This is a genomic window from Bacillus sp. z26 (assembly GCF_058313635.1).
The window spans coordinates 250,953-272,151 of record NZ_JBZFQM010000001.1; the positions used below are offsets into that span (position 1 = coordinate 250,953).

A 21,199-nucleotide genomic window follows, 5' to 3' on the forward strand; every position below is an offset into this window, starting at 1 on the left:
GATTATTTTGAGCGCCTGATTATCAGGCGTTTTTTATTTCAGGAAGACACGTTACATTTGAGCTTTTTGTCCAATCAAAAAGTGAAGAAGCTCATATTTTATAAGGACTAAATCACAAAGGAGTGGTAGAAAAATGTCAAAATATTTTAGCCATAAACATGATGTTAAAAGGGAAGAGGATAATCGGCGCATGGCAGAGATAGTCCAGGACGCTGATCAGTTCACTGCTCAAATCCAAGAATCAGATGAAGTAATCTTTATTAAAGATTCAGGTAACATTTTTGTTCATACTACCGAATCTCAAGCAGCTGTTTCCCTGCAATTAGCTTTACAGCTCGCAATCGCATTGGTACTCAAAATTACAATTGCAGATTCAGATGACAGCGATAGTGTTGTTCAAGACCTTCTTCAACACTTTGATTCTGAGCAAAAGAATATACAAAAAATTCATATCGAAAATTCAAAGGATGTTAGGATTACAACTACTGACACAGATATCGCTGCAAGCCTTCAAGTAATGCTGGAAGCTCTTCTAGCTATTGTTGTTAAATTAGATATCGCGTAAATTCAATAAATTAAAATAAGAGGTGAGAAGAAAAAATGAGTGAAAATAATTGGAGAGCATTAGACAATTTCCATTGTAAAGATGATGCAGAAGTCACGCAAGAAGCGGATCAAATCACATCAATCACACAGCAATCCTTCGAGTGGATCGTCGTCAAAGATTCAGAGAATGTAGAAGTGCATACAACAGATACTCAAATAGCATTATCTTTGCAAGCAGCTATTCAAGTTGCAATCGCAGTTGTTATTAGTATATCAGTTGGTGACAATGAAGTAGGAAAAGGGGTAGTTCAGGATCTAAAACAACTTTTCAAATCTAAACAACGAAATACACAGAAAACCATTATCATAGGTTCAAAGTGTGTAAACGTTACAACTACGGATACTCAAGTAGCTTTAAATATTCAAGTATTAGTCCAAATTCTTGTGGCTATAGTTGCTAGACTTGATATTGCATAAACGTGTGATTAAGAGACTATAAGTGAGCAACCTGAGAAAAAACATGTAATTATGAAGTGACACTCAAAAGTTAAAGTTTCTATTAAGCCGCTAATTGGCTGGTGTGAAGACTGTATTCAACGGGCCTCATGCTAGCTAATTTTCTTTAATACATTTGTAACTATACTAATGATATATTCTTCTCATGATTCGTATGCTTCTCTCTATCATTTTTATAGGATAATGATAGGTAGACTCAGATAGGTCTGACGTAAAACATCTATAAAAATGACATTTCTTTTCAAGCGAGCTATTTCTGACAAGAATTGAGCGAAAATTGAATTAATTAAGCTGACACCAACAACAATTTAAAATAGGTACATATAATTGAAGTGGCAAGTAACCAAACCGGCACTCCTGAGTAAATCCCCATTAATAATAAAAAGGCCCGCTAAGACCTTATTCGACTTAACGGACCCACACTTTTTTATTTACAATTCATACAGTGCTGTATATTTATCTTTTAAATACGTAATTAAATAATCTGGATTTAATCCTTCACCAGTTGCATCCTTTATAATCTCTAAAGGTAATTTCGTCTTGCCATACTGATGAACATGCTCGGTTAACCACCCAGTAATTTTTGCGAAATCTCCATTCTCAATGATTTCATCAAAATTTGGAATATCTTTTAGCATAGCAGCTTTTAATTGAGCTGCATACATATAACCAAGGGCGTAGGACGGGAAATACCCAAACATGCCACCTGCCCAATGAACATCCTGCAGAACTCCTTCACCATCATTTTCCGGTCTGATTCCCAAGTATTCCTCATACTTATCATTCCAGTGCTTTGGCAAATCCCCTACTTTCAAATCCCCGTTAAATAATCCCTTTTCTAATTCATATCGAATCATAATATGTAAAACATAAGTGAGTTCGTCTGCCTCAATCCGAATCAGGGATGGCTTCGATTCATTAATAGCCTTATAGAACGTATTGAGATCAATCTGATTAAATTGTTCAGGCGAGGCGATCTTCAATTTATCATAATTTCGTTTCCAAAAGCTAAGATTCCGACTGATAAAATTTTCAAAGAACAAGGACTGTGATTCATGAATACCCATTGAAGTTCCCGTACATAAAGGCGTGCCTTCTAATTCTTTATTGATATTCTGTTCATAAACGGCATGTCCGCATTCGTGTATCGTACCAAATACAGCAACACGGAAATCTTCCTCTACATATTTCGTAGTTATCCTCACATCATTTGCGTTTAAAGCAGTCGCAAACGGATGGACTGTTTGATCCAAGCGACCGGCTTCCAGGTCATAACCAAGTTCCTGAATCAACTCCAAGCAGAAATTCTTCTGGGCTTCTTCACTAAATGGTTTATAAATAAAATTCGTTACCAGGTTCTTATTCGAATCCCCAATCTTTTTCACAAGCGGAACAATTTCTTTTCTTAGCTTGGCGAACACATCATCCAATATTTCTACTGTCATACCAGGTTCATATAAATCGAGTAATGCATTGTATGGCTGATCTGATTTACCCCAATAGGATACAAATTTCTTATTCACTTCAATTAATTGCTCCAAATAAGGCATAAATAAAGAAAAATCAGATGCTTCCTTTGCCGTTTCCCATATACTTTCAGCTTTAGACTGCAATTCAACATATTCTTTATACTCATTTGCCGGGATTTTACTCATCTTCTCGTACTCTTTTTTACATTCCTGCACGATGGCAATTGTATTTGCAGCCAACTGCTCCAACAATTCAGGTTTTGATAACTCATTTATGTATTGTTCCATTTGTTCCCCGGTTGCCATTTCGAAATGTTCTTTTGATAAAATGGACAACACCTGGCTTCTCTTATCAATCGTTTTCTTTGGTGCGCCTGTCCGCATGTCCCATCCAATCAATGCTGAAGCCTCTCTGAATGCATCCATAGTATGTATATAGTCTAAAAACTCAGTTTCTAATTTATTTGTCATATAGAGCCCCTCCACCTTAAAAGTATACTGAATATTTTACCATATTCAGTATACTTTTAAGGTGGTTTTATTTAATTTCACTGACCGTTCATTTTAGAAAACTAGTCATGACTGCTTTTATTTTTCTGTATACCTTCAAATTACCTGATTATAGTATTTCCAAAGAAAAAAAACACCAACCCTCAGGTTAGCGTCTATGATTTCTATTAATCATTAACTTCGGAATCACTTTGCATCTTTCTTGGTGGCCTCTTTCCTCAGTACTGATCATAATCCGTATGGATGAAACAATTAACCAGCTTTCGTACTTTAGTGGATGGTTTGCTGTAACATAAGGAGTTCTTTCTAGACCACTTTCGATTATTGTTCCGGACATGTATACCTGATTACTTTTTTGCATATAGATTACAATAAACAGGCTAAAAAAAAGTGATGGGTACATAAAGCTATAGCATAAGCAGTATACACAAAATAATCCCCCCTCTTTAGGGTGGCTTATTCCCGCCCTTAAGACGAGCTCAATTACCTTTGCCTCCTTTATTGGTTCTATTTATGAAGTCACTGATTGCATCTCTCTAGGGCCTTATTTTAGCGGATAAGAAGCAGTCCTTATATTTGGATTATTGACAATAGAGGAAAAGGGATTAGAAAATGTAAATCAAACAGGCTATGATGATTAATACTACAGCGATAGTCCAAAGCATTAGAATCAACTCCTTTCAAATAGAAGAGAAGTAGTGACTATGATTTATTTGTATAACAAGATGCACCAAAATAGACCACTTAGAATTGCATCGATAATAATTTTTAATTACATACTGATTATCCCCTGGATAGACGTGGACCAGAGCACTAAAAAAGACGATTCAATAAAGAATCGTCTCGGTATAATTTAGTTCCAAAATAAGCTAACTAAAGAAACCATGTCATATCAATCGTTTCTTGGCGGTCTCTTTCCCCAGTACTGATAATAATCCGTACGGATGAAACCATTAAACAGTTTTCGTTTTTTGGTGGCTGGTTTGCCGTAAAACTGTTCAAAGTTTTCATCAGAAGTCAGCATGTACACTGACCAAGTATCAAATGGACGGAGTGCTTCTCCCATCTCTTTATACATTTTTTCAACGGTTGGACGATCACTAAGTCGTTCACCATAAGGCGGATTTCCAACAATCACACCATATTCCTTGTTCGTTGTGAAATCACGGACTTGCATTTGTTTAAAGTTAATTAAATCACCAAGCCCAGCTTCCATGGCATTCTCTTTCGCAATTTCAATCATTTTATGGTCAATATCAAACCCTGAGATATCTAATTCCTGATCATAATTGGCCTGTTCTTCCGCTTCCTCTCTGACCTTATCCCAAATAGACGAATCAATTATAGGCCAGTCTTCCGAAACAAAATCACGATTAAATCCCGGTGCAATATTTTGGCCGATTAACGCTGCTTCTATCGCAATCGTACCCGATCCGCAGAATGGATCGACAAATGGACGATCCGGAGTCCAATTCGTCAGCTTCACCAATGCAGCTGCAAGAGTTTCTTTTAATGGCGCTTCACCTTGCCCTGTTCTGTATCCACGTTTATGCAGAGCCTGAGGGCCGGTTGTATCAATCGTTAATGTGGCTTTATCTTTTAAAAGCGATACTTCTACACGATACAATGGTCCATTCTCATCTAACCATCCATCTTTTTTGTACGCTTTTTTCAAACGTTCCACTATGGCCTTCTTGGCAATCGCCTGGCAATCTGGAACACTGAATAATTTAGATTTAACCGATTTTCCTGATACAGGAAATTCAGCCGTGACATCCAAATAATTCTCCCATGGAAGCTTTTTTGTCCCTTCAAATAATTCATCAAATGTATAGGCCTTAAATTCACCCACCAGAATTTTCACCCGGTCTGCTGTTCTAAGCCACATATTGGCTCTGGCAATGGCAAGCTCGTCTCCCTGAAACAGTACTCGTCCATTCTCTACGGTACACTCATATCCAAGGTCACGTACTTCTTGAGCGACAATTGCTTCAAGACCCATTGCTGCTGTAGCTATTAATGTAATCTTCATTGTTTCACCCTATCTAATCGTATTACTTTTCCATTAAATTAAGTCGTTCGCGTCTATTATCATACAACTCATGCATGATGAATGCAAACCAAATAAGCGTTCCAGCCACATATAAACGAATCAGATGGCAGATGGTTTCATCCATAGCTTTGAAAAATCTGCATAGCCAAAATTTTTGATAGTAATATTCATAATATTATCCGAGAACAACACACTTCGTTTCGAATAATATAGCGGAATGATCAAGGCGGAATTTAGTAAAGTAAGTTCCATTTGTTTATTAAGCTCCCCCCATTGTTCAAAAGGGGTTTGGGCATACTGGCTTAAAAAACCAGCTCTATCGCTTGTCTCTTCTATTACCCGGGCAAGAGGCGAAGAGTTCATCAAAAGAAAATGAAAAAAAGACAAGCTTTGGTTCATCTCAAATACTTCTCCATGAATAAACAAATCTGAATCATGATCTGTATACCCATTTTGTAAACTTTCTTTAAATGTAAGCTCTTTTAAAACAACCGGTATCTCTGCCGCTTCCAATATTCCCTTTAGCCAGTTAGCCAGCTTTTCTGTATATCGCGTAGCCTGAAGAACAAGTGGATTGGATATCTTAGGTATTGGGACTTCATTTACTATGTAAGGGTCTGAGGGAGGGTGTAGAATACTACTATCGTTCGATATTATTTTTGGATCAAGATGTTTGATATCATTCCTATTTAGACTGATTACGTAATGAATGTAATCTCTAACATCCTTCCTTTTAATGGCTGAATTACGATAAGCATTCATTATCACAAGCCCAAATCCTGAATCGCTTTCCACCTTAAATGTTTCAATATCTTCTTCTTTTAATGAGGAACGGTAAATCGTCTCAAATCCGCTTGGCATCTGTAAGAATTCTATAACATCCAACAGAGCCCTTTCCTTATAATAGTCTTCAAAAGCACGCAGAACCGTTTTTGTTTCATTATTCTTTTCAAGATAAAAGCTGCCCGTTCCGATTAACTTCCCATTGATTTCTTTAAAGATGCTTGAGTGTATCGTGCTTAGGAGATGTAATATATAGCTGCAGTCCTGATTGAGCTCTATCTCAACTACATACGATCCAGGTGAATGAATCCTTTGAACAGGTGACCAAATATCCTTGTGATTGGGATGTTTACACAAGGATTGTAATGATTCCACGACATCCTCTGCGGCAAGGTAGGAGCCATCATGGAATTTGACACCCTTTCTTATATAAAGTCTTAACAGATGATTGGAATGTTCCCAACTATGAGCAAGTTCAGGCATTATTTCATTCTCTTCTGTAAGGTATATAAGACGATTGTATAAATTGGAAACTAAGTTGGCACTATGAGTATCAAGAGCTTCAAGTGGATGAAAAGATAAAAAAGGATGCTTTCTGGGAATGATTAACTTATCCCTGACCTCCTCATTAAATCCAAGCTTCGTTTGAAAAAGCTTAATAATACGAAGCTTGCATTCAGTTGACCAGTTGCAGGTTAGCCATTTTGCGCTTTTTTCAATCGATTCCTGATGAATGATGGATTCCATTTCTTTTTCATAGATTTCTTCTACGTTTTTACTCCACTCAATTTTAGTCGAGTGCCCCCGTCCTTTCCCCGGTTGTAAACAAAACCAGCCTTCCTCATGCCATTTTTTTAAATACCTGGATGTTTGCTTTGGACTGAGGTCAAGTAAATCAGCTAACTCCGTTTGTTTGACAGATCCAGATTGTACATGTTGCCATAAAGTCAGTAATTTAGGTTCCATTGTATACCCCGTTTCACCAATAAAGTAGACATTTATTTTTATATTGTCCATTTTCAGAATCATCAGTCTTGTTTAATATATATGATACTAAGGGGTGACACAATATGAAAGTAAAGAATTTGCCACAAAATGTAAAAGTTCGCTTAGGAACATCCTTTTTCAACCGAATGGCATCCAGTTCTGTGATGCCTTTTATGGCTTTATATTTTGCTCATGAACTGAACAAAATTTGGGCCGGCGTCTTCTTAATATTTACCGTACTCATTACATTCGCTGCTAATCTGCTGGGAGGTTACCTCTCCGATCGATTTAAAAGGAAGAAAATCTTATTAATCACCTCGACTACAAGCGCCTCCATGTTTTTCATCATGACCATCACGTTAATCCCTCAAGATGACTGGGTTTGGCTGTTCGCTATTTGCTATATTGGATTTATGATTTCGAGCAGTCTGGGAAGGCCAAGTATGAGCGCCATCATTATGGATTCCACAACAAAAGAGACCAGAAAATCTGTATATGCACTAGATTATTGGCTGGTTAATTTATCTATGGCGATTGGTGCGGCTATGGGCGGACTTTTATATAGCCATCATCAACTCGAATTATTTATCATCTTAACGTGCACATCCACCATGATTGCTTTTGCTTATAAAATTTGGCTGATTGACAGTAAGGTCCGCCAATTAAAGGCAAAACACGAAAATTTTTTCATTGATTTACTTCAGAATTATAAAATTGCCCTTCAGGATACTCGCTATGTAAAACTAGTGCTTGGGTTTATGTTTATCCTTTCTGCTGAGTTATCATTAAATAGTTATATAGGGGTGCGACTTTCAGAATCCTTTGAAACTATACATATATTCGGATATCAAATTGAGGGTGTTCAAATGTTGAGTTTGATGAATATAGAGAATATGTTATTAGTAGTCCTCCTAACGTTTACTGTTTCAAAGATCACCGACCGTTTTTTAAATAAAAATGTATTAATCACGGGATTGATCATCTATGGAATCGGCTATATTTTCCTTACTTCAGCAAACAGCTGGTATACGCTTCTATTATTCGGATTTATTGCTACAATTGGAGAATTAATGTATTCACCTATATTCAATGCTGAACAGGCAAATATGATACCTGAGGATAAAAGAGGGTCTTATTCGGCCTTTAGTAGTGTATCCTATAACGGTGCCGAATTAATCGCAAGATCAGCAATCATTATAGGGGCTTTCGCAGTCCCAATGATGATGTCCGTTTATGTCGGACTTATTATAGCTGCAGGAACTGCCTTGGTTTATTTAAGTATATTTTATAAAGAAACCTATAAAAAGAGGATACAGACCAGTATTCAACGATAGATATATGACTTTGCCTATCCTATGTCTACTATGATATGGTTCGTTATTTGTTATTATTTTAATTTTAAGGAGAAATAAATAAGGCTGCCGACAGAGTCGACAGCCTCTTATCCTTCCTTTACGGAAGAAGTTCATTCAGGTTTATTTATACATTTCCAAGATAACGTCCTGTAAGCCATGTTCTGTTCCTTCGTACTGCAATCGACTGGAAGGTCTCGTACTCCGGTGGTAATCATCTATCTTCAGACTTATAAGTCTGCCCTTTCCCCTCGTTCATTTCCTTAGGAAAGGCGCCCCTACCAAATTTGGGTTTCTCGCTCGCGGGGTTTACCTCGTTCCACCCTTTTTGTTTCCAAAAAGGCTCCGTCACTGTGGCACTTTTATAGGTACCGGTGCCATATTCCAAAAGAACTTAGGCACTTTCCCGGCCGTCAGCCTAAAAATAGGCTGCCCTAGCTTATTGGTCTAGGCACGAACACTACAGGCATCTCAGCCTGTGCGAGCATGGACTTTCCTCTACAATTTACATTGCAGCGATTACCCAGACGTTATCACATGCAAAATACATTATACCCTGATTTTAAAAATAATACAACTACAATTATTTGGAAGGTTTTTATTCGTAAAGTTTACTTCCAAATACATGCTTTTCCAGATTGGAAAGGCGTTTTAGGATATCGAAATTAGTGGTTCCTGTAGCTTGTTGTACTGGTTGTACTGGTTGAACTACCCTTTTCGGCTGTTCCTCCAATTGCTTTTTCAGTTTCATATTTTCTTGCTGAAGTGATTCAATTTCCTGATGAAAAACTTCATAATCTTTTATAACCAAATCCAGGAACTGGTCAACTTCTTCTTGTTTGTATCCTCTGACACCAGTTTTAAATTCTTTCTCTAAGATATCCTTTGCTGTCAACTTTGTTTTATCTGAGAGCATTTTTTCACCTCAAATTCATACGACTATTACTTAATATTTTTTCAAAAAAAGTGCTATTTGTCAATTTCCTCTTTATATTATTCCCACTGTGCCTCATCAATTAAACTTTGCAGGTCCCAAAATGTTATTTGAATAATAGGATAATCTTGTTTACCCTGTTTCTTTTTCCCTTCAAACCAACTGTATTTCGGGCTTCCATCCTTTTCATCATCATACAGAATCAGCATTTCATCGCTCTTACTCACAATAAATTGGTTCTTCAGCTTTAATTGCCATGGCCCTTCATAAGCTTTCTTAGAAATAGCCTCAACATAGTCAGCCTGAAGAAGTATCTCTTCATAGAGCTCTTTGACTGAATCTTTCCATTTTTCTTCCTGATTTAAGTAGGGTAATAATACCCCGAGTTTAAGATTGGGATACTCTTCCTGTAAATCAAAAACGACCTGCGCAGCCCAAAGCTCCACTCCTGGCTGCCCTGTAATAAGCACCCATTCCATTCCTTCATCAAGAAGCGTTAACAAGCGGCCCTGCAATGCTTTTTTTATGTATTTAATACCTTCGTGATTTTGATCAAAAATACCAAGCTCATGCGCCTTATATCCTGTCACAAATACCACTTTTCCCATTATGCGTTCACATCCATTTACGATCTCTTCTTATTATACATTAAATAATAAAAGAAGAGGCTTTACGCCTCTTACTTTTAAAAGCCAAATCCACTACCACTTCCTGAACAACCAGGTCTTGGTGGGTTTGGAGTTCCAAATTGCTGGGATTGATTCTGAACATTATTTGCCGTTTGGAAAGAGTGTGGGAAGTGATGTTGATGTTGATATACATGATTATTCACTTCAAGAGTTTGCACCGGATGCACATGCGGAACTACATGTGTAATGCAATTTTCCTTAACGAACTGGATAGGTTGGTGACAAACCGGCGGGCAACACTGCACTTTATGACAACCAGGGATTTGTATTGGCCCACAATGTTGATGATGACGACGACCGAACATACGCGTCTCTCCTTTCATTTTCTATATAGATTACATTAATAGACTATGAAATGTTGGATAAGACCGTACTGAGGCAGTCACCTATTTTCCCTTTATAAAAAATGTTTCAGGATAAAAACTGTTACATTAAAATTAAATAAAATTAAAAATTAGCATCGATAATCCGATCACGACAAAGAATAAATAAAAGACCACCTTATACATCCGTATTTGATCCACTTCCTTCTGCAATTCATTATTGGTGTATAACATAAATTTAAATGGGATGAGAAAACATAACAACCATTATTTAGATTTTCTTTCTTTCCAATTTATTCATATTTAATTTACGCTCCAAACGGTGTATGCGGTGATGGGTTGATTCCTCATGAATGCCGTGTTTATTAAACGAATAGTCTCTTATTGAATCCAAAGCTTTACGCGAATACTCCAATGCAGTAGCAGGATCCTTTTTCTTATGTTCATAGAATTTAGCCAGTTCAATTAAGGAGCAGCAGACGTATTCTGGTGTTTTTGAGTCAGCTACTTCTTCCCATATCTTCACTGCGGCTTCTAGATTTTTATTCTTTTTATGTTCGTTCGCTAAATGAAAGAGAACCGTCATACGCTCTTCATTCTGTTTAGATTGGGTAATTCCTTTTTCAAAAGAATCAATGGCGCGCTCTCGATCTTTTAAGGAAGAAAACCATCTCGCTAATTCAAATGAATCTTCATGCTCCACTGCATCATTATTTAATAATAGGGCAGAAAGATGAATATACAGCGTGATTAATGATAAGATATCCCATTCATTATGCTTCATAATCTTAAAGACAGCTTCTGGATCCTGCCTTTCCACATAATCAAAATAAATCATCGGTGCCAAGTACCCCGGCACGTCATCCTTTCTTTCAAAACCAAGTACTTCATTTTCAACGATAGAAAGCTTTACACGATCCAATTTATTTTTCCACAATCTTCTTGAAGCATGGTATAAATCGAAATGGCCGAAATCCGGTAATTTCGGCAAATGCTGACGCAAAAGAGTATGCTGCGTAACTACTTGCGGCCAGTCAAAGGCTTTTCCATTATAGGTTACCAATGTCTCATAATTCACTTTTTCTAAAAAGGTCTTATAAAATGGAATTTCAAAGCCTGGTCTCGGCAGGAAATGCTGTCTGACTTTAATATATCCATCCTCCAAAAAGGCATAACCAAGTAAAAAGATGGAAGTCCCTGCACCTCCGCCCAAACCTGTTGTTTCTGTATCAAAGAAAAACATTTGATTTGCTTCAAAACCAGATGATGAGAGTGGATGCTGGAGGTTACTCTCATTCCATAGGTTTACAATTTGCGGCAACATATCAAATGTATACTTTCCATGCTGATACTGCAGGGGATAGCTAACCTCCCTGATCAGGCAATATTCTTTTTCGTAAAATACGGCAGAGGCTCCAAATTCACTCCATTGCTCTAAGAAAGGAATGTCAACGTGCGAAACTATGTCTTTACGCACATCGATACTTTTCTTTTTTGCCTCTCCTTCGCCAACATTTGTATTTAGGTGTTTTTTCATCCTGTTTAGTTTATTTTTAATGGACATTTGAATAGTCACCGGCCATTTGGTCTCCAAGAATAGACAACACTTTAATGGAATCCTCCTTCAAAGACGAACCAGTGCCTTCCATTCCCACACAAGACGGGCAGCCATTTTCACATGGGCAGACTCTTATCGCCTGAATCGTTTCCTGTATTATTTGTTCACTGTTTTCATACATATGCTTACTTAGACCAATTCCGCCCGGATAATGATCATAAACAAAGATGGTCGGGAGCTCATTATGAGTTGCTTTCACTTGGGGATAAACATGAATATCGCCTGGGTCACACAATACATAAACAGGAATAATGCCGCGTAAGGCATGTGAGGCTCCCATCAGGCCTTCTTCAAGCCGCTCTTCCTTCCAATCAACGCTCCCATCCTTTAAGGAAAGCATACAGGCATTTGTATGAATTTCTTCTTCTGGTAAGTGGATAGGTCCCGATCCAATGTTTTCGTGAGAATCGAAACGGATCTTCTTAAAGATGGTAGCCATAGCCCGCACAGAAACATCTCCAAACGTCATTTCACTTTTGGGATTGACATTAGTCCGGTCAATTTCCAGTACATCGACCTGGACTGCAAGATTGGCATCCGTATAATAATCAACATTGACCTCGCGTACGTATGCCTTCTTCTCCTCCCAATCTAAATGTTCCACCTGGTACTGAACTCCCTGATGCAAATAAATAGCTTCATCATGCAAAAGAGTCATGGCTGAGAAACGATCTGTTTCTCCAATTACCTGAACTTTAGGCTTGGTTCGATCAATAATAATCACATTCTCCTGGGAGGCAGATCTCAAACTGATTTCATGTGCCGGAAAAGCATCGTTCATCCAATGCCATGTATTTTTATTTTTGTGCAATACATGTTCCTCAGCTAAATAGTCCAAAATCTCCGTAATCTCAATAGCTCCAAATTGTTCCCCTTCTTTAAACGGGATTTCATAAGCCGCACATTTAAGATGGTCTACGAGGATGACAAGATTATCAGGATTAATCCTCGCTGTTTCCGGACTTTTATTGAAAAAATAATCAGGATGCTGGATGACAAATTGATCTAATGGACTGGAGCTGGCAACCATAATGATAAGCGCCTCACCATGCCTTCTTCCGGCCCTGCCTGCTTGTTGCCAGGCGCTGGCTATGGACCCCGGATACCCAGTCATAATACATGCCTGCAGTTGCCCAATGTCCACTCCTAATTCAAGAGCGTTTGTGCTGACAACGCCATAAATAGTACCATCACGCAGTCCCTTCTCAATTTGCCGTCTTTGCGTTGGTAAATATCCACCCCGATACCCACTGATTGCTTTTGGTCCCAATTGTTTCGAGATTAGCTCCTGTAAATACGTAACTAATATTTCAACACGTACACGGCTGCGGGCAAACACAATCGTTTGGATTTTATTTCGAAGCAAGGTGCTGGCAATCTTCCTGACCTCTAAGATCGAGCTTCTGCGTATATTTAGAGGTTTATTGACAATGGGAGGATTGTAAAACACAAAGTGCTTTTTCCCTGATGGCGCACCATTTCGTTCAATCAAGACCATTTTGGACTCTGTTAATTGTTCGGCAAGTTCTTTGGGATTGGCAATGGTAGCCGAGGTACAAATGAAAATGGGATCACTCCCATAGAAACGGCATATCCTCTTTAACCTTCTGATTACATTAGCCGTATGACTGCCAAATACACCTTTATACGTATGCAACTCATCTACAACAATATATTTCAGATTTTCAAATAAACTAACCCATTTTGTATGGTGAGGCAATATCCCTGAATGGAGCATGTCCGGATTTGTAATCACTATATGACCCGCTTTCCGTATTTTTTGCCTAATACTTGTCGGGGTATCTCCATCATACGTATAGCTGTTTATGTCAGCCTCAGCAGCATGGATCAGTTCCTCTAATTCGGATTTTTGGTCATAGCTCAGTGCTTTTGTCGGAAACAAATATAGAGCTCTTGTATCTGAGTTCTCCAGGATAGATTGGAGAATGGGAAGGTTATAGCACAGCGTTTTGCCTGATGCTGTAGGGGTGACCGCTACAATGTTTTTGTTGTTTCTAATATATTTATAAGCTTCCGCCTGGTGGCTGTACAGAGCCTCTATCCCTCTTTTTTCAAGGGCAGACTTCAACTTTTCATTTAATTCAGCCGGGAAGGGGGAATAAGTAGCTTTTTTTTCATCGATGGTATGCCAAAAAGCAATATTATCCTTGTATTGTTCATCTTGAATAAAATCATTCATGAACTCCACTAAATTTTTCTTTCCAAACATCATGCACACCTCATTTCTGTCATCATTGTACCGAATGAACGTTCCCTTGAAAAGGAAAAAGTCGTATCTTCCGAGAGATACGACCTTCCAATTATTGTTTACTTTTCTCTAAAAATGAGGCAATCACTTTCGACACTTCTTCCGGGGTCTCAAAAAGGCCCATATGACCGGCTTTTTTAATCACCGCCTGTGTAATATGATCCCCACTTACTGTAAATACTTTTTCAACCGGCACTACCTCATCTTTAGCACCGGCTACGAGAAGAGCGGGAATATCCATCTTCTTCAGAACATAATTTTTATCTTCGCGATTTTTCATAGCTATTAAAGCACCAATGAGGCCTGCCGGTCTGGTTTCTACCCCAATATTTATTAATGACTTAAGCATCTCTTCTTCATTTTTACGCGTTTCTTTTGACAGCAGCTTTGGAATCAGATCATGGATGAAAAGGGATACACCCTGTTCTTCCACTGTAGAGACTCCTGCCGATCTATTTTTCTTCGCTTCCGGAGAATCTGGCAATGCAGTGGAGTGAATAAGCCCATATCCTCTGACAAGCTCGGGATGATGTTCAACGAAGTCAAGTGTAATATAGCCACCCATAGAATGGCCAAATACATAGGCATCATTTAAATCATGCTCCCTAAAGAATTCATATAAATCCTCCGCCATATCATGAATACTGTATCCAATCTTTGTCGTTTCCGTTTCTCCATGCCCTCTTACATCAATTGCTAACACACGATAGGTTTCTTTTAAATAAGGAATGACTTTTTGCCAATATTCCTTACTACCGCAAAAACCATGAATCAATACTATTGGTTCGCCTGCCCCCTCTTCCTTATATGCTAATTTCACACGGGTACTTTCCATGGCCGCTACTCCTTTATACATACATATTATCGTATTATTTACTTTTATACGTCCAATAACTTCATCTTCACTTTTTTCTAAAAAGCTGCTTTTCTACAAATAAGCACATTCCTCAAAAAATATATGGAATTCCCTTACATGCATGTTTTATTGCTCGATTTCTATCCCCTAATATCCCACTATTTCCTCTTTCCTATCTCCACTTATTAACATTTAAAAATATTACGCATATGCTAAAGATAGATCATCAGAGGGGGAGATTGTATGGCTCAAAATAATAAAAATGGTCCGCTGGAACCACTCCGTAACTTTATCTCACAAATGGATGATTTATTAACTGAGAACTCTAGGAGCGGAATATTACAGTCGATGGATGGTTTTTTTCAAAACCAAAAGCTTTTTGCTAGTTTTCCTGTTGAATGGGAAGAAACAGATACACACTATATTATACAAGCACATATTGCAGGTGTAGATAAGAAATACATTGAAATTGATATATCAGGAAACAAATTAACTATATCATATGAAAGTATGCGAAAAGTGAATAAGGATGATCAAACCATTGCTACAGAAAAGCAAAAAAAATCAAGAAGCTTCACATTCCAATATCCGATTGACGAGGAACAAATTGAAGCAAAACACGAGAATGGATTATTATCAATTAGAGTTCCCAAATCAAGAAAGAAACGGATATCTATTCAATAATAAACAAACTGCCGATTCTTAACCGGCAGTTTTTATGTGGTCACTTTAAAGATTGAACCTACACCCTTTACTATATTGGATACCTGATTCACTGAATTTAACATCATTCCCGCAGTATCAATCATTTTATTAAAATCTATACTGCCTTCTTGTGTCTTAAATTGATTAAGCACTGATGAAAAATTATTCCCCTGATTTTTCTGCATAAAGTTTTGCTTCGGGTATGGATGTGTAATAGCGGGATTCGCTTGCTGAGACGGATAAAAATCTTCATCCTGCGAATATAATGGGTTTTGGAATGGATTCACATGCTGCTTTGGGTAATGATTTAGCATTTCCTGTTGCGGGGCCCCATAATAACCTTGAACATCCGGCATACCGCCAATCACAGGCATCGTTCCTAGATTCTGTTCCATAAAATAGGGATTATGTGAAGGCTGCTGATATAGTTGGTTATGATAATAGGGTTGATAAGAAAGGGTGTCTTCAAACGGATGCATTTGTCTCTGAACTCCCTCGTTTGCCCAAATGCCATGTGGATGAAGCTGGGGTGAAACAGCTATCCCTGGCCCAGGATATACGGTTCTATATTCATAGGGGGACGTGTAAGTTCCACCCGGCATTCCATAATAGGTACGAAGATCACTTTTACGCTTTCTGGATTTCTTATCATGAAGTTTTTTAAGCATACTCTCCCTCCGCTCTTACTATAATATACAGTATGCAGCAGCAGGGATTGGGTGCCACAGACAGTCACTTATGCTCTGGGCTCTCCATTTGAATCTGTTCAAGTACAAACAAAGCTGCATTACAGTGTTTAATAAATCTCGACTTACTTGATTCAGGAAAATAACAATGGACCGATACTTGTAATACATTATTATGAGTATTCTTTATTTGCATAAGTGATATATATTTAGGGCGGTTTTCCGCCACCCATTGTTCGGCATCCACCAACCATTCATCAACGGAAAACTTGACACGGTCGGCAAACGGCTTAACCACAGTGTGGAAATCAGCATGCGAATCATTTTCGCGCGCGTTTCTATAAATTCTTTCTGCCTCTTTTACCATCTCTATTAATTCACTATTTTTTTGATAGAAGTTCGCTTTCATTAGGTTCCATCCTTGCTCTTTTTACCTTATCTAAACAGAATTTCAGAGAAAAAGAAACTATCTAGTTTTTGATTATGTTATATGAACCAGGCTCATTCTGGTGAATGGTACATCTTTTAAGTAATCCCCCTTCGTGTTATTTACTTTATGATGGATAGCCGCCATATCCATCTCCATCTTTCTTGATTCTTTTTTAATGGTATACGTATATTCCGCTATTGTATCTTTCACTTCAGTTTCTGTTTTTTTTATCATTTCTTCTTCCAGCGCCAGTATTTCCTGCTCCAGTTCCTTCAGCAATGTGATGATATTTTCTTTGGAATTCATAATCTTCACCCTTCCCTCATTCTTTATATGTAAGTTTCGATTTATCTAACCTAATCCCTTCATAGACGACAAAACTAGAAGGGTATCGGCAAAGAAAATAGAGAATTGCATAGATATCCTTCCTTCGACAACCTGTATAAACTAACAAAACATAGACAACCTAATGACAGGAGGTGTAGTTATGAAGAAAAATACATCAGCAGCACAGGAACAAAAAAAGAAAAATAACAACGAATCCAGAAAACATACGGGCAACCCAAAAGTGGATGGACCAAATAAACCGTCTACTTAAAGAATTTTACTCATCTTCCAAAGCCGGAGTACTAAACTCCGGCTTCTATACACTGATTCCTCACCGCCATTTTGATTTTAAAATGTGTAATCGGTAAGTATTCTTCGTATTCTCCTCCAAAAAGAATTCCACCAAACGATTTTTAGCTAAAAAGTTCCTTTGACGAATACGGTCTATTATTATAAACTTCGAAGTGCCTTAGTTTCGTTTAAATTCTATCAATTTAGTATTTTTAATAAGAGAAAGCCGCTTTTTTTACTATAAAATTACATAAACGCGAAGATTTGTCTGCTATAATAAACTTTCTCTAGAAGCGGTAAGGAATTTTACAAATTTGATGCTATTTTTGTTATGATAAGGATGGGTTTGGAGGGATACTATGTCTATAAAATATCCTAATGGTAAACAATACAATCCGATTAAGAATACCACCAGTAAAGTAATTAAACAGAAAAAAGTGGATTATTCTAATCGAGGAATGACATTGGAGGATGACTTAAACGAAACAAATCAATATTATATACAGAATAACATTGCAATTATCCACAAAAAACCTACACCTGTTCAGATCGTGAATGTATCTTACCCAAAAAGGAGCGCTGCTGTTATTAAGGAAGCCTATTTTAAGCAAGCCTCCACAACCGATTATAATGGTGTTTATAAAGGACGGTATATTGATTTTGAAGCGAAAGAAACCAAGCAAACAACCTCCTTCCCTTTAAAGAATTTCCATGAACATCAGATTATTCACATGCGTAATATCATCAAACATGATGGAATAGCCTTTATTATTATGCGTTTTAGTGTCACGGAGGAAATTTATTTTTTGCCGGCTGAAACACTGCTTTATTATTGGGAAGAGATGCTCTCTGGCGGCAGAAAATCAATACCAAAAAAGGATATTGAAAATGTAGGTGAAGTGATTCCGCTTGGATTTTCGCCAAGAATTGACTATATTAAGATAATTGACAAAAAATATGGTACCCAACTATTTTAATTGGTCCTTTATCCTGAAAGGAAGGTATGTAATACAATGTCTGATCAATATAAAACGAGGACAGAAAAAAGGAATCTTGCGAATTCCAAAAAGAATAATCGAAAACAAAAGCAACAATCTAAATCATTAATAAAAAGGATATTAATTGTTTTGGCAATGCTATTTATCATAGCGGGCATTTCAGTAGGCGGAGTCTTTGCTTATTGGGCTGTTACGGCACCTGAAATAGATGATAACTTGCTGATTGATCCTATATCTTCAAAAATTTACGATAAAAACGGAGATATATATACAGAAGTAGGCTCTGAGACAAGAGATTACGTCGACTATAAGGACGTCCCTAAATTAATGGAAAATGCCATCCTGGCAACAGAAGATGTGCGGTTTTATAAACATCATGGAATTGATATTATTCGTGTGGGCGGAGCTTTAATCGGTAACATAACAGGCGGCTTCGGATCTCAGGGAGGAAGTACCATTACCCAGCAGGTCGTGAAGAACTCATTCCTTAAATCAGAAAAAACGATTAAACGTAAAGTACAGGAAATGTACCTTGCTTATCAACTCGAGCAAAAATACTCGAAAGAGCAAATATTTGAAATGTATGTTAACAAAGTATATATGTCTTCCGGTGTTCATGGGTTTTCAACAGCATCCAAGCTATACTTTGGAAAAGAATTGAACGAGCTTAACTTGTCAGAAGCTGCCACCCTCGCAGGTATGCCGCAAAGTCCAAATAACTATAACCCTTTTACGAATCCTGAAAAAGCAGAAAAACGCAGAAATATTGTACTTGGGCTTATGGAAAAGGCAGGATTTATTTCTGCCGAGGAAAGCACGAAAGCGAAAGCTGAAAGTGTAGAAAAAAGCTTGGTTTCAGAAGATAAACGTGAGAATACAGCAAACACAAAATATAATGCCATTATTGACCAGGTGATTGACGAAGTTGAAGATATCGGGGATTACAACATATATACCGATGGCCTTCAAATTTATACATCTATTGATCCTGACGCACAGGACCTAATGCAGGAAATACTGGACAGTGATAAATATATCGCGTATCCAAACGATAAATTCCAAGCGGGTACTGTCTTTATGGATACGAAGACAGGAGAAATCATGGCAATGGGCGGCGGAAGAAATCAGGAAGTTGCCCGTGGCTTTAACTATGCAACAGATTTAAAAACAAGACAGCCGGGTTCTACCATTAAACCAATCCTTGATTATGGTCCAGCGATTGAACATTTAAAATGGTCGACCGCTCAAATTATAAAAGATGAACCATATAAATATAGTTCCGGACAATCGATCGGAAGCGCGACAGGTACCTATAAAGGAGATGTCACCATACGTGAGGCCCTTTATAAATCCCTTAACGTCCCTGCCGTGAAAACACTCCAAGAGGTTGGTCCAGAGCGAGCTGGTGAATTCGCCAAAAAATTAGGTGTTGACTTTGGAGATATATATGAAGCATCGGCAATCGGCGGTGTAGACAAAGCAGCGTCCCCTCTGCAAATGGCAGGCGCCTATGCAGCTTTCGGTAATGAGGGTATTTATAATAAACCGCATGTCGTGAAGAAAGTCGTTCTTAGAGACAATGATACTGTTATTGAAACGGCTCCTGAATCACAAGTAGCCATGAAGGATTATACAGCCTTTATGATTACAAACATTTTGCAGGATGTGGTGACGAAGGGTACAGGGACTGCAGCCAATATTCCAGGTCTTCATATTGCTGCAAAAACCGGAACAACAAACTACTCTGCAGAAGACCGGGCAAAATATAATATTAGTAAGAGCAGTTCACCGGATGCATGGTTTATCGGATATACTACGAATTACACCATGTCTGTTTGGACGGGATATGACCAACAATTAAAAAATCCGATGAGCAAGCAGGAAACAAAAATTGCCGCAAAAATCTTTAAAACAATGATGGGCAAAATGTCCGAGAATGTGACAACTGATAATTTCAAACAGCCTAGTTCGGTTGTGAAAGTTGCCATTGAAAAAGGAACAAACGCTAAAGCAAGTGAATATACACCGAGCGATCAAATCGTATATGAATATTATGTAAAAGGACATGAGCCTTCAAAAACATCGCAAAAATATACAAAACCGGATGCCCCTTCTGGACTTAACGCTGCTTATGATGAAGCATCCAATCGAATAAATGTCAGCTGGAATTATGGTTCTTCTAATGACGCTGAATTTAATGTTCAGGTTGCCGTGGATGGTGGAAACAAGCAAACATTAACCACTACAAAAGAAACATCATTCAGTCTTGATGCTCCTAAAGCTGGCAGTAAGTATGTCTTCTATGTAACGGCATCTGTAGGTAGCCAGGAAAGTGATGCAGCTTCTGCTTCTGTGTCAATTCCTGAAGCACCTGTTGAGGAAGTGGAGCCACAACCAGAAGAACAACCAGAACCAGAGAAGCCTGAACCGGAAGAGCCAAAACCAGGAGAGCCAGCAGATGATCCGACTACACCTGCCCCAGATAGCGGAACAGGCAATGAAGATGGTCAAACTGAAAATCCTGAGGAAACTAAACCAGAAGAAGGTACAGACCCAGGGGCAGATGAAGGAACTGGAACTGGTACCGAAGAAGGTAACAATCTGGAAAATGGTAATGATAGCCGCAATAACGACGGTAATGGTAATGATAACGGTAACGAGGAGAGCAACACTAATTCCAATAACAGTCGGAACGGTGATAACGGTAATAGAAGCGTACCGAGCAGTACGGAGGATTCTGAGCCATCAGAAACATCCCTTCTGCTACCCCCGGCTATTCAAGAGTTACCAAGAAATTTACGTAAAACCGCCTAATGCAAAAAAAGAGATCGGACAAAATGTCCGATCTCTTTTTTTG

At 38.1% G+C, this 21,199-nt stretch carries 18 protein-coding genes and 1 other RNA gene; 6 read left to right on the forward strand and 13 right to left on the reverse strand.

The window, feature by feature from the left end; genetic code table 11:
* Positions 1–190 precede the first annotated feature (190 nt).
* A complete protein-coding gene (locus AC4G3K_RS01135) occupies positions 191–565 on the forward strand; it encodes a spore coat protein (RefSeq protein ID WP_491075445.1) in 375 nt (124 codons plus the stop codon).
* Positions 566–600: 35 nt separating this feature from the next.
* Positions 601–1,023, forward strand: a complete 423-nt coding sequence (locus AC4G3K_RS01140; RefSeq protein WP_491075446.1) for a spore coat protein — start codon at positions 601–603, stop codon at positions 1,021–1,023.
* Between the two features lie 470 nt (positions 1,024–1,493).
* Here AC4G3K_RS01140 and AC4G3K_RS01145 read toward each other — a convergent pair whose 3' ends face one another.
* The 3 genes from AC4G3K_RS01145 to AC4G3K_RS01155 form a co-directional block, all read right to left on the reverse strand.
* The gene (locus AC4G3K_RS01145) at positions 1,494–3,002 is read right to left on the reverse strand and encodes a carboxypeptidase M32 (protein WP_491132178.1); all 1,509 of its coding nucleotides are present in this window, start codon (positions 3,000–3,002) and stop codon (positions 1,494–1,496) included.
* 931 nt (positions 3,003–3,933) lie between these two features.
* Complete coding sequence (locus AC4G3K_RS01150) at positions 3,934–5,073, reverse strand: THUMP domain-containing class I SAM-dependent RNA methyltransferase (RefSeq protein ID WP_491075453.1); 1,140 nt, start codon at positions 5,071–5,073, stop codon at positions 3,934–3,936.
* 120 nt (positions 5,074–5,193) lie between these two features.
* Positions 5,194–6,843, reverse strand: coding sequence for an ABC transporter substrate-binding protein (locus tag AC4G3K_RS01155; protein ID WP_491132179.1), 1,650 nt, complete (start codon positions 6,841–6,843; stop codon positions 5,194–5,196).
* Positions 6,844–6,947: 104 nt separating this feature from the next.
* Between AC4G3K_RS01155 and AC4G3K_RS01160 the strand changes: the two genes are divergently transcribed.
* A complete protein-coding gene (locus AC4G3K_RS01160; protein WP_491132181.1) occupies positions 6,948–8,198 on the forward strand; it encodes an MDR family MFS transporter in 1,251 nt (416 codons plus the stop codon).
* A 166-nt stretch (positions 8,199–8,364) separates the two neighbouring features.
* Here the strand turns inward: AC4G3K_RS01160 and rnpB are convergent.
* The 7 genes from rnpB to AC4G3K_RS01195 all read right to left on the reverse strand — a co-directional run bounded on the left by rnpB (position 8,365) and on the right by AC4G3K_RS01195 (position 14,884).
* Positions 8,365–8,747, reverse strand: an RNA gene (gene rnpB / locus AC4G3K_RS01165) — RNase P RNA component class B.
* A gap of 67 nt (positions 8,748–8,814) precedes the next feature.
* Complete coding sequence (gpsB, locus tag AC4G3K_RS01170) at positions 8,815–9,132, reverse strand: cell division regulator GpsB (protein ID WP_491075456.1); 318 nt, start codon at positions 9,130–9,132, stop codon at positions 8,815–8,817.
* A gap of 77 nt (positions 9,133–9,209) precedes the next feature.
* Positions 9,210–9,758: an SLOG family protein gene (locus AC4G3K_RS01175; protein ID WP_491075457.1), complete on the reverse strand. Its 549-nt coding sequence runs from the start codon at positions 9,756–9,758 to the stop codon at positions 9,210–9,212.
* Between the two features lie 77 nt (positions 9,759–9,835).
* The gene (locus AC4G3K_RS01180) at positions 9,836–10,162 is read right to left on the reverse strand and encodes a CotD family spore coat protein (protein ID WP_491075458.1); all 327 of its coding nucleotides are present in this window, start codon (positions 10,160–10,162) and stop codon (positions 9,836–9,838) included.
* A gap of 271 nt (positions 10,163–10,433) precedes the next feature.
* A complete protein-coding gene (locus AC4G3K_RS01185) occupies positions 10,434–11,738 on the reverse strand; it encodes a ribonuclease H-like domain-containing protein (protein WP_491132182.1) in 1,305 nt (434 codons plus the stop codon).
* Positions 11,716–14,010 (reverse strand): DEAD/DEAH box helicase, encoded by a 2,295-nt coding sequence (locus AC4G3K_RS01190; protein ID WP_491132183.1) that lies wholly within the window; start codon positions 14,008–14,010, stop codon positions 11,716–11,718. Before AC4G3K_RS01190 ends, AC4G3K_RS01185 begins: the two co-directional genes overlap by 23 nt.
* A 91-nt stretch (positions 14,011–14,101) precedes the next feature.
* On the reverse strand, positions 14,102–14,884 hold the full coding sequence (locus tag AC4G3K_RS01195) for an alpha/beta fold hydrolase (RefSeq protein WP_491075461.1): 783 nt from the start codon (positions 14,882–14,884) through the stop codon (positions 14,102–14,104).
* 264 nt (positions 14,885–15,148) lie between these two features.
* On the opposite strand from AC4G3K_RS01195, the gene AC4G3K_RS01200 reads away from it, so the two are divergent.
* The gene (locus AC4G3K_RS01200) at positions 15,149–15,589 is read left to right on the forward strand and encodes an Hsp20/alpha crystallin family protein (RefSeq protein WP_491075462.1); all 441 of its coding nucleotides are present in this window, start codon (positions 15,149–15,151) and stop codon (positions 15,587–15,589) included.
* Between the two features lie 32 nt (positions 15,590–15,621).
* Here AC4G3K_RS01200 and AC4G3K_RS01205 read toward each other — a convergent pair whose 3' ends face one another.
* The 3 genes from AC4G3K_RS01205 to AC4G3K_RS01215 all read right to left on the reverse strand — a co-directional run bounded on the left by AC4G3K_RS01205 (position 15,622) and on the right by AC4G3K_RS01215 (position 17,032).
* Complete coding sequence (locus AC4G3K_RS01205) at positions 15,622–16,278, reverse strand: YppG family protein (RefSeq protein WP_491132185.1); 657 nt, start codon at positions 16,276–16,278, stop codon at positions 15,622–15,624.
* Between the two features lie 64 nt (positions 16,279–16,342).
* Positions 16,343–16,705 (reverse strand): YppE family protein, encoded by a 363-nt coding sequence (locus AC4G3K_RS01210; protein ID WP_491075464.1) that lies wholly within the window; start codon positions 16,703–16,705, stop codon positions 16,343–16,345.
* Positions 16,706–16,777: 72 nt separating this feature from the next.
* Entirely contained in the window at positions 16,778–17,032 is a 255-nt protein-coding gene (locus tag AC4G3K_RS01215) for a hypothetical protein (protein ID WP_491075465.1), read from the reverse strand.
* A gap of 671 nt (positions 17,033–17,703) precedes the next feature.
* Here AC4G3K_RS01215 and recU point away from each other — a divergent pair.
* On the forward strand, positions 17,704–18,321 hold the full coding sequence (recU, locus tag AC4G3K_RS01220) for a Holliday junction resolvase RecU (RefSeq protein ID WP_491075466.1): 618 nt from the start codon (positions 17,704–17,706) through the stop codon (positions 18,319–18,321).
* A 36-nt stretch (positions 18,322–18,357) separates the two neighbouring features.
* Positions 18,358–21,156: a transglycosylase domain-containing protein gene (locus tag AC4G3K_RS01225; protein WP_491132186.1), complete on the forward strand. Its 2,799-nt coding sequence runs from the start codon at positions 18,358–18,360 to the stop codon at positions 21,154–21,156.
* The last annotated feature ends 43 nt before the right edge of the window (positions 21,157–21,199 follow it).

What these genes read in the sequence shown, in the direction of transcription:
- AC4G3K_RS01190 (WP_491132183.1), bottom strand. Translation starts at nt 14,010, where the DNA reads ATGTTTGGAAAGAAAAATTTAGTGGAGTTCATGAATGATTTTATTCAA.
- AC4G3K_RS01205 (WP_491132185.1), bottom strand. Translation starts at nt 16,278, where the DNA reads ATGCTTAAAAAACTTCATGATAAGAAATCCAGAAAGCGTAAAAGTGAT.
- AC4G3K_RS01155 (WP_491132179.1), bottom strand. Translation starts at nt 6,843, where the DNA reads ATGGAACCTAAATTACTGACTTTATGGCAACATGTACAATCTGGATCT.
- AC4G3K_RS01135 (WP_491075445.1), top strand. Translation starts at nt 191, where the DNA reads ATGGCAGAGATAGTCCAGGACGCTGATCAGTTCACTGCTCAAATCCAA.
- AC4G3K_RS01180 (WP_491075458.1), bottom strand. Translation starts at nt 10,162, where the DNA reads ATGAAAGGAGAGACGCGTATGTTCGGTCGTCGTCATCATCAACATTGT.
- AC4G3K_RS01145 (WP_491132178.1), bottom strand. Translation starts at nt 3,002, where the DNA reads ATGACAAATAAATTAGAAACTGAGTTTTTAGACTATATACATACTATG.
- AC4G3K_RS01140 (WP_491075446.1), top strand. Translation starts at nt 601, where the DNA reads ATGAGTGAAAATAATTGGAGAGCATTAGACAATTTCCATTGTAAAGAT.
- gpsB (WP_491075456.1), bottom strand. Translation starts at nt 9,132, where the DNA reads ATGCTCTCAGATAAAACAAAGTTGACAGCAAAGGATATCTTAGAGAAA.
- AC4G3K_RS01195 (WP_491075461.1), bottom strand. Translation starts at nt 14,884, where the DNA reads ATGGAAAGTACCCGTGTGAAATTAGCATATAAGGAAGAGGGGGCAGGC.
- AC4G3K_RS01200 (WP_491075462.1), top strand. Translation starts at nt 15,149, where the DNA reads ATGGCTCAAAATAATAAAAATGGTCCGCTGGAACCACTCCGTAACTTT.
- AC4G3K_RS01150 (WP_491075453.1), bottom strand. Translation starts at nt 5,073, where the DNA reads ATGAAGATTACATTAATAGCTACAGCAGCAATGGGTCTTGAAGCAATT.
- AC4G3K_RS01175 (WP_491075457.1), bottom strand. Translation starts at nt 9,758, where the DNA reads ATGGGAAAAGTGGTATTTGTGACAGGATATAAGGCGCATGAGCTTGGT.
- AC4G3K_RS01215 (WP_491075465.1), bottom strand. Translation starts at nt 17,032, where the DNA reads ATGAATTCCAAAGAAAATATCATCACATTGCTGAAGGAACTGGAGCAG.
- AC4G3K_RS01160 (WP_491132181.1), top strand. Translation starts at nt 6,948, where the DNA reads ATGAAAGTAAAGAATTTGCCACAAAATGTAAAAGTTCGCTTAGGAACA.
- AC4G3K_RS01210 (WP_491075464.1), bottom strand. Translation starts at nt 16,705, where the DNA reads ATGAAAGCGAACTTCTATCAAAAAAATAGTGAATTAATAGAGATGGTA.
- AC4G3K_RS01225 (WP_491132186.1), top strand. Translation starts at nt 18,358, where the DNA reads ATGTCTGATCAATATAAAACGAGGACAGAAAAAAGGAATCTTGCGAAT.
- recU (WP_491075466.1), top strand. Translation starts at nt 17,704, where the DNA reads ATGTCTATAAAATATCCTAATGGTAAACAATACAATCCGATTAAGAAT.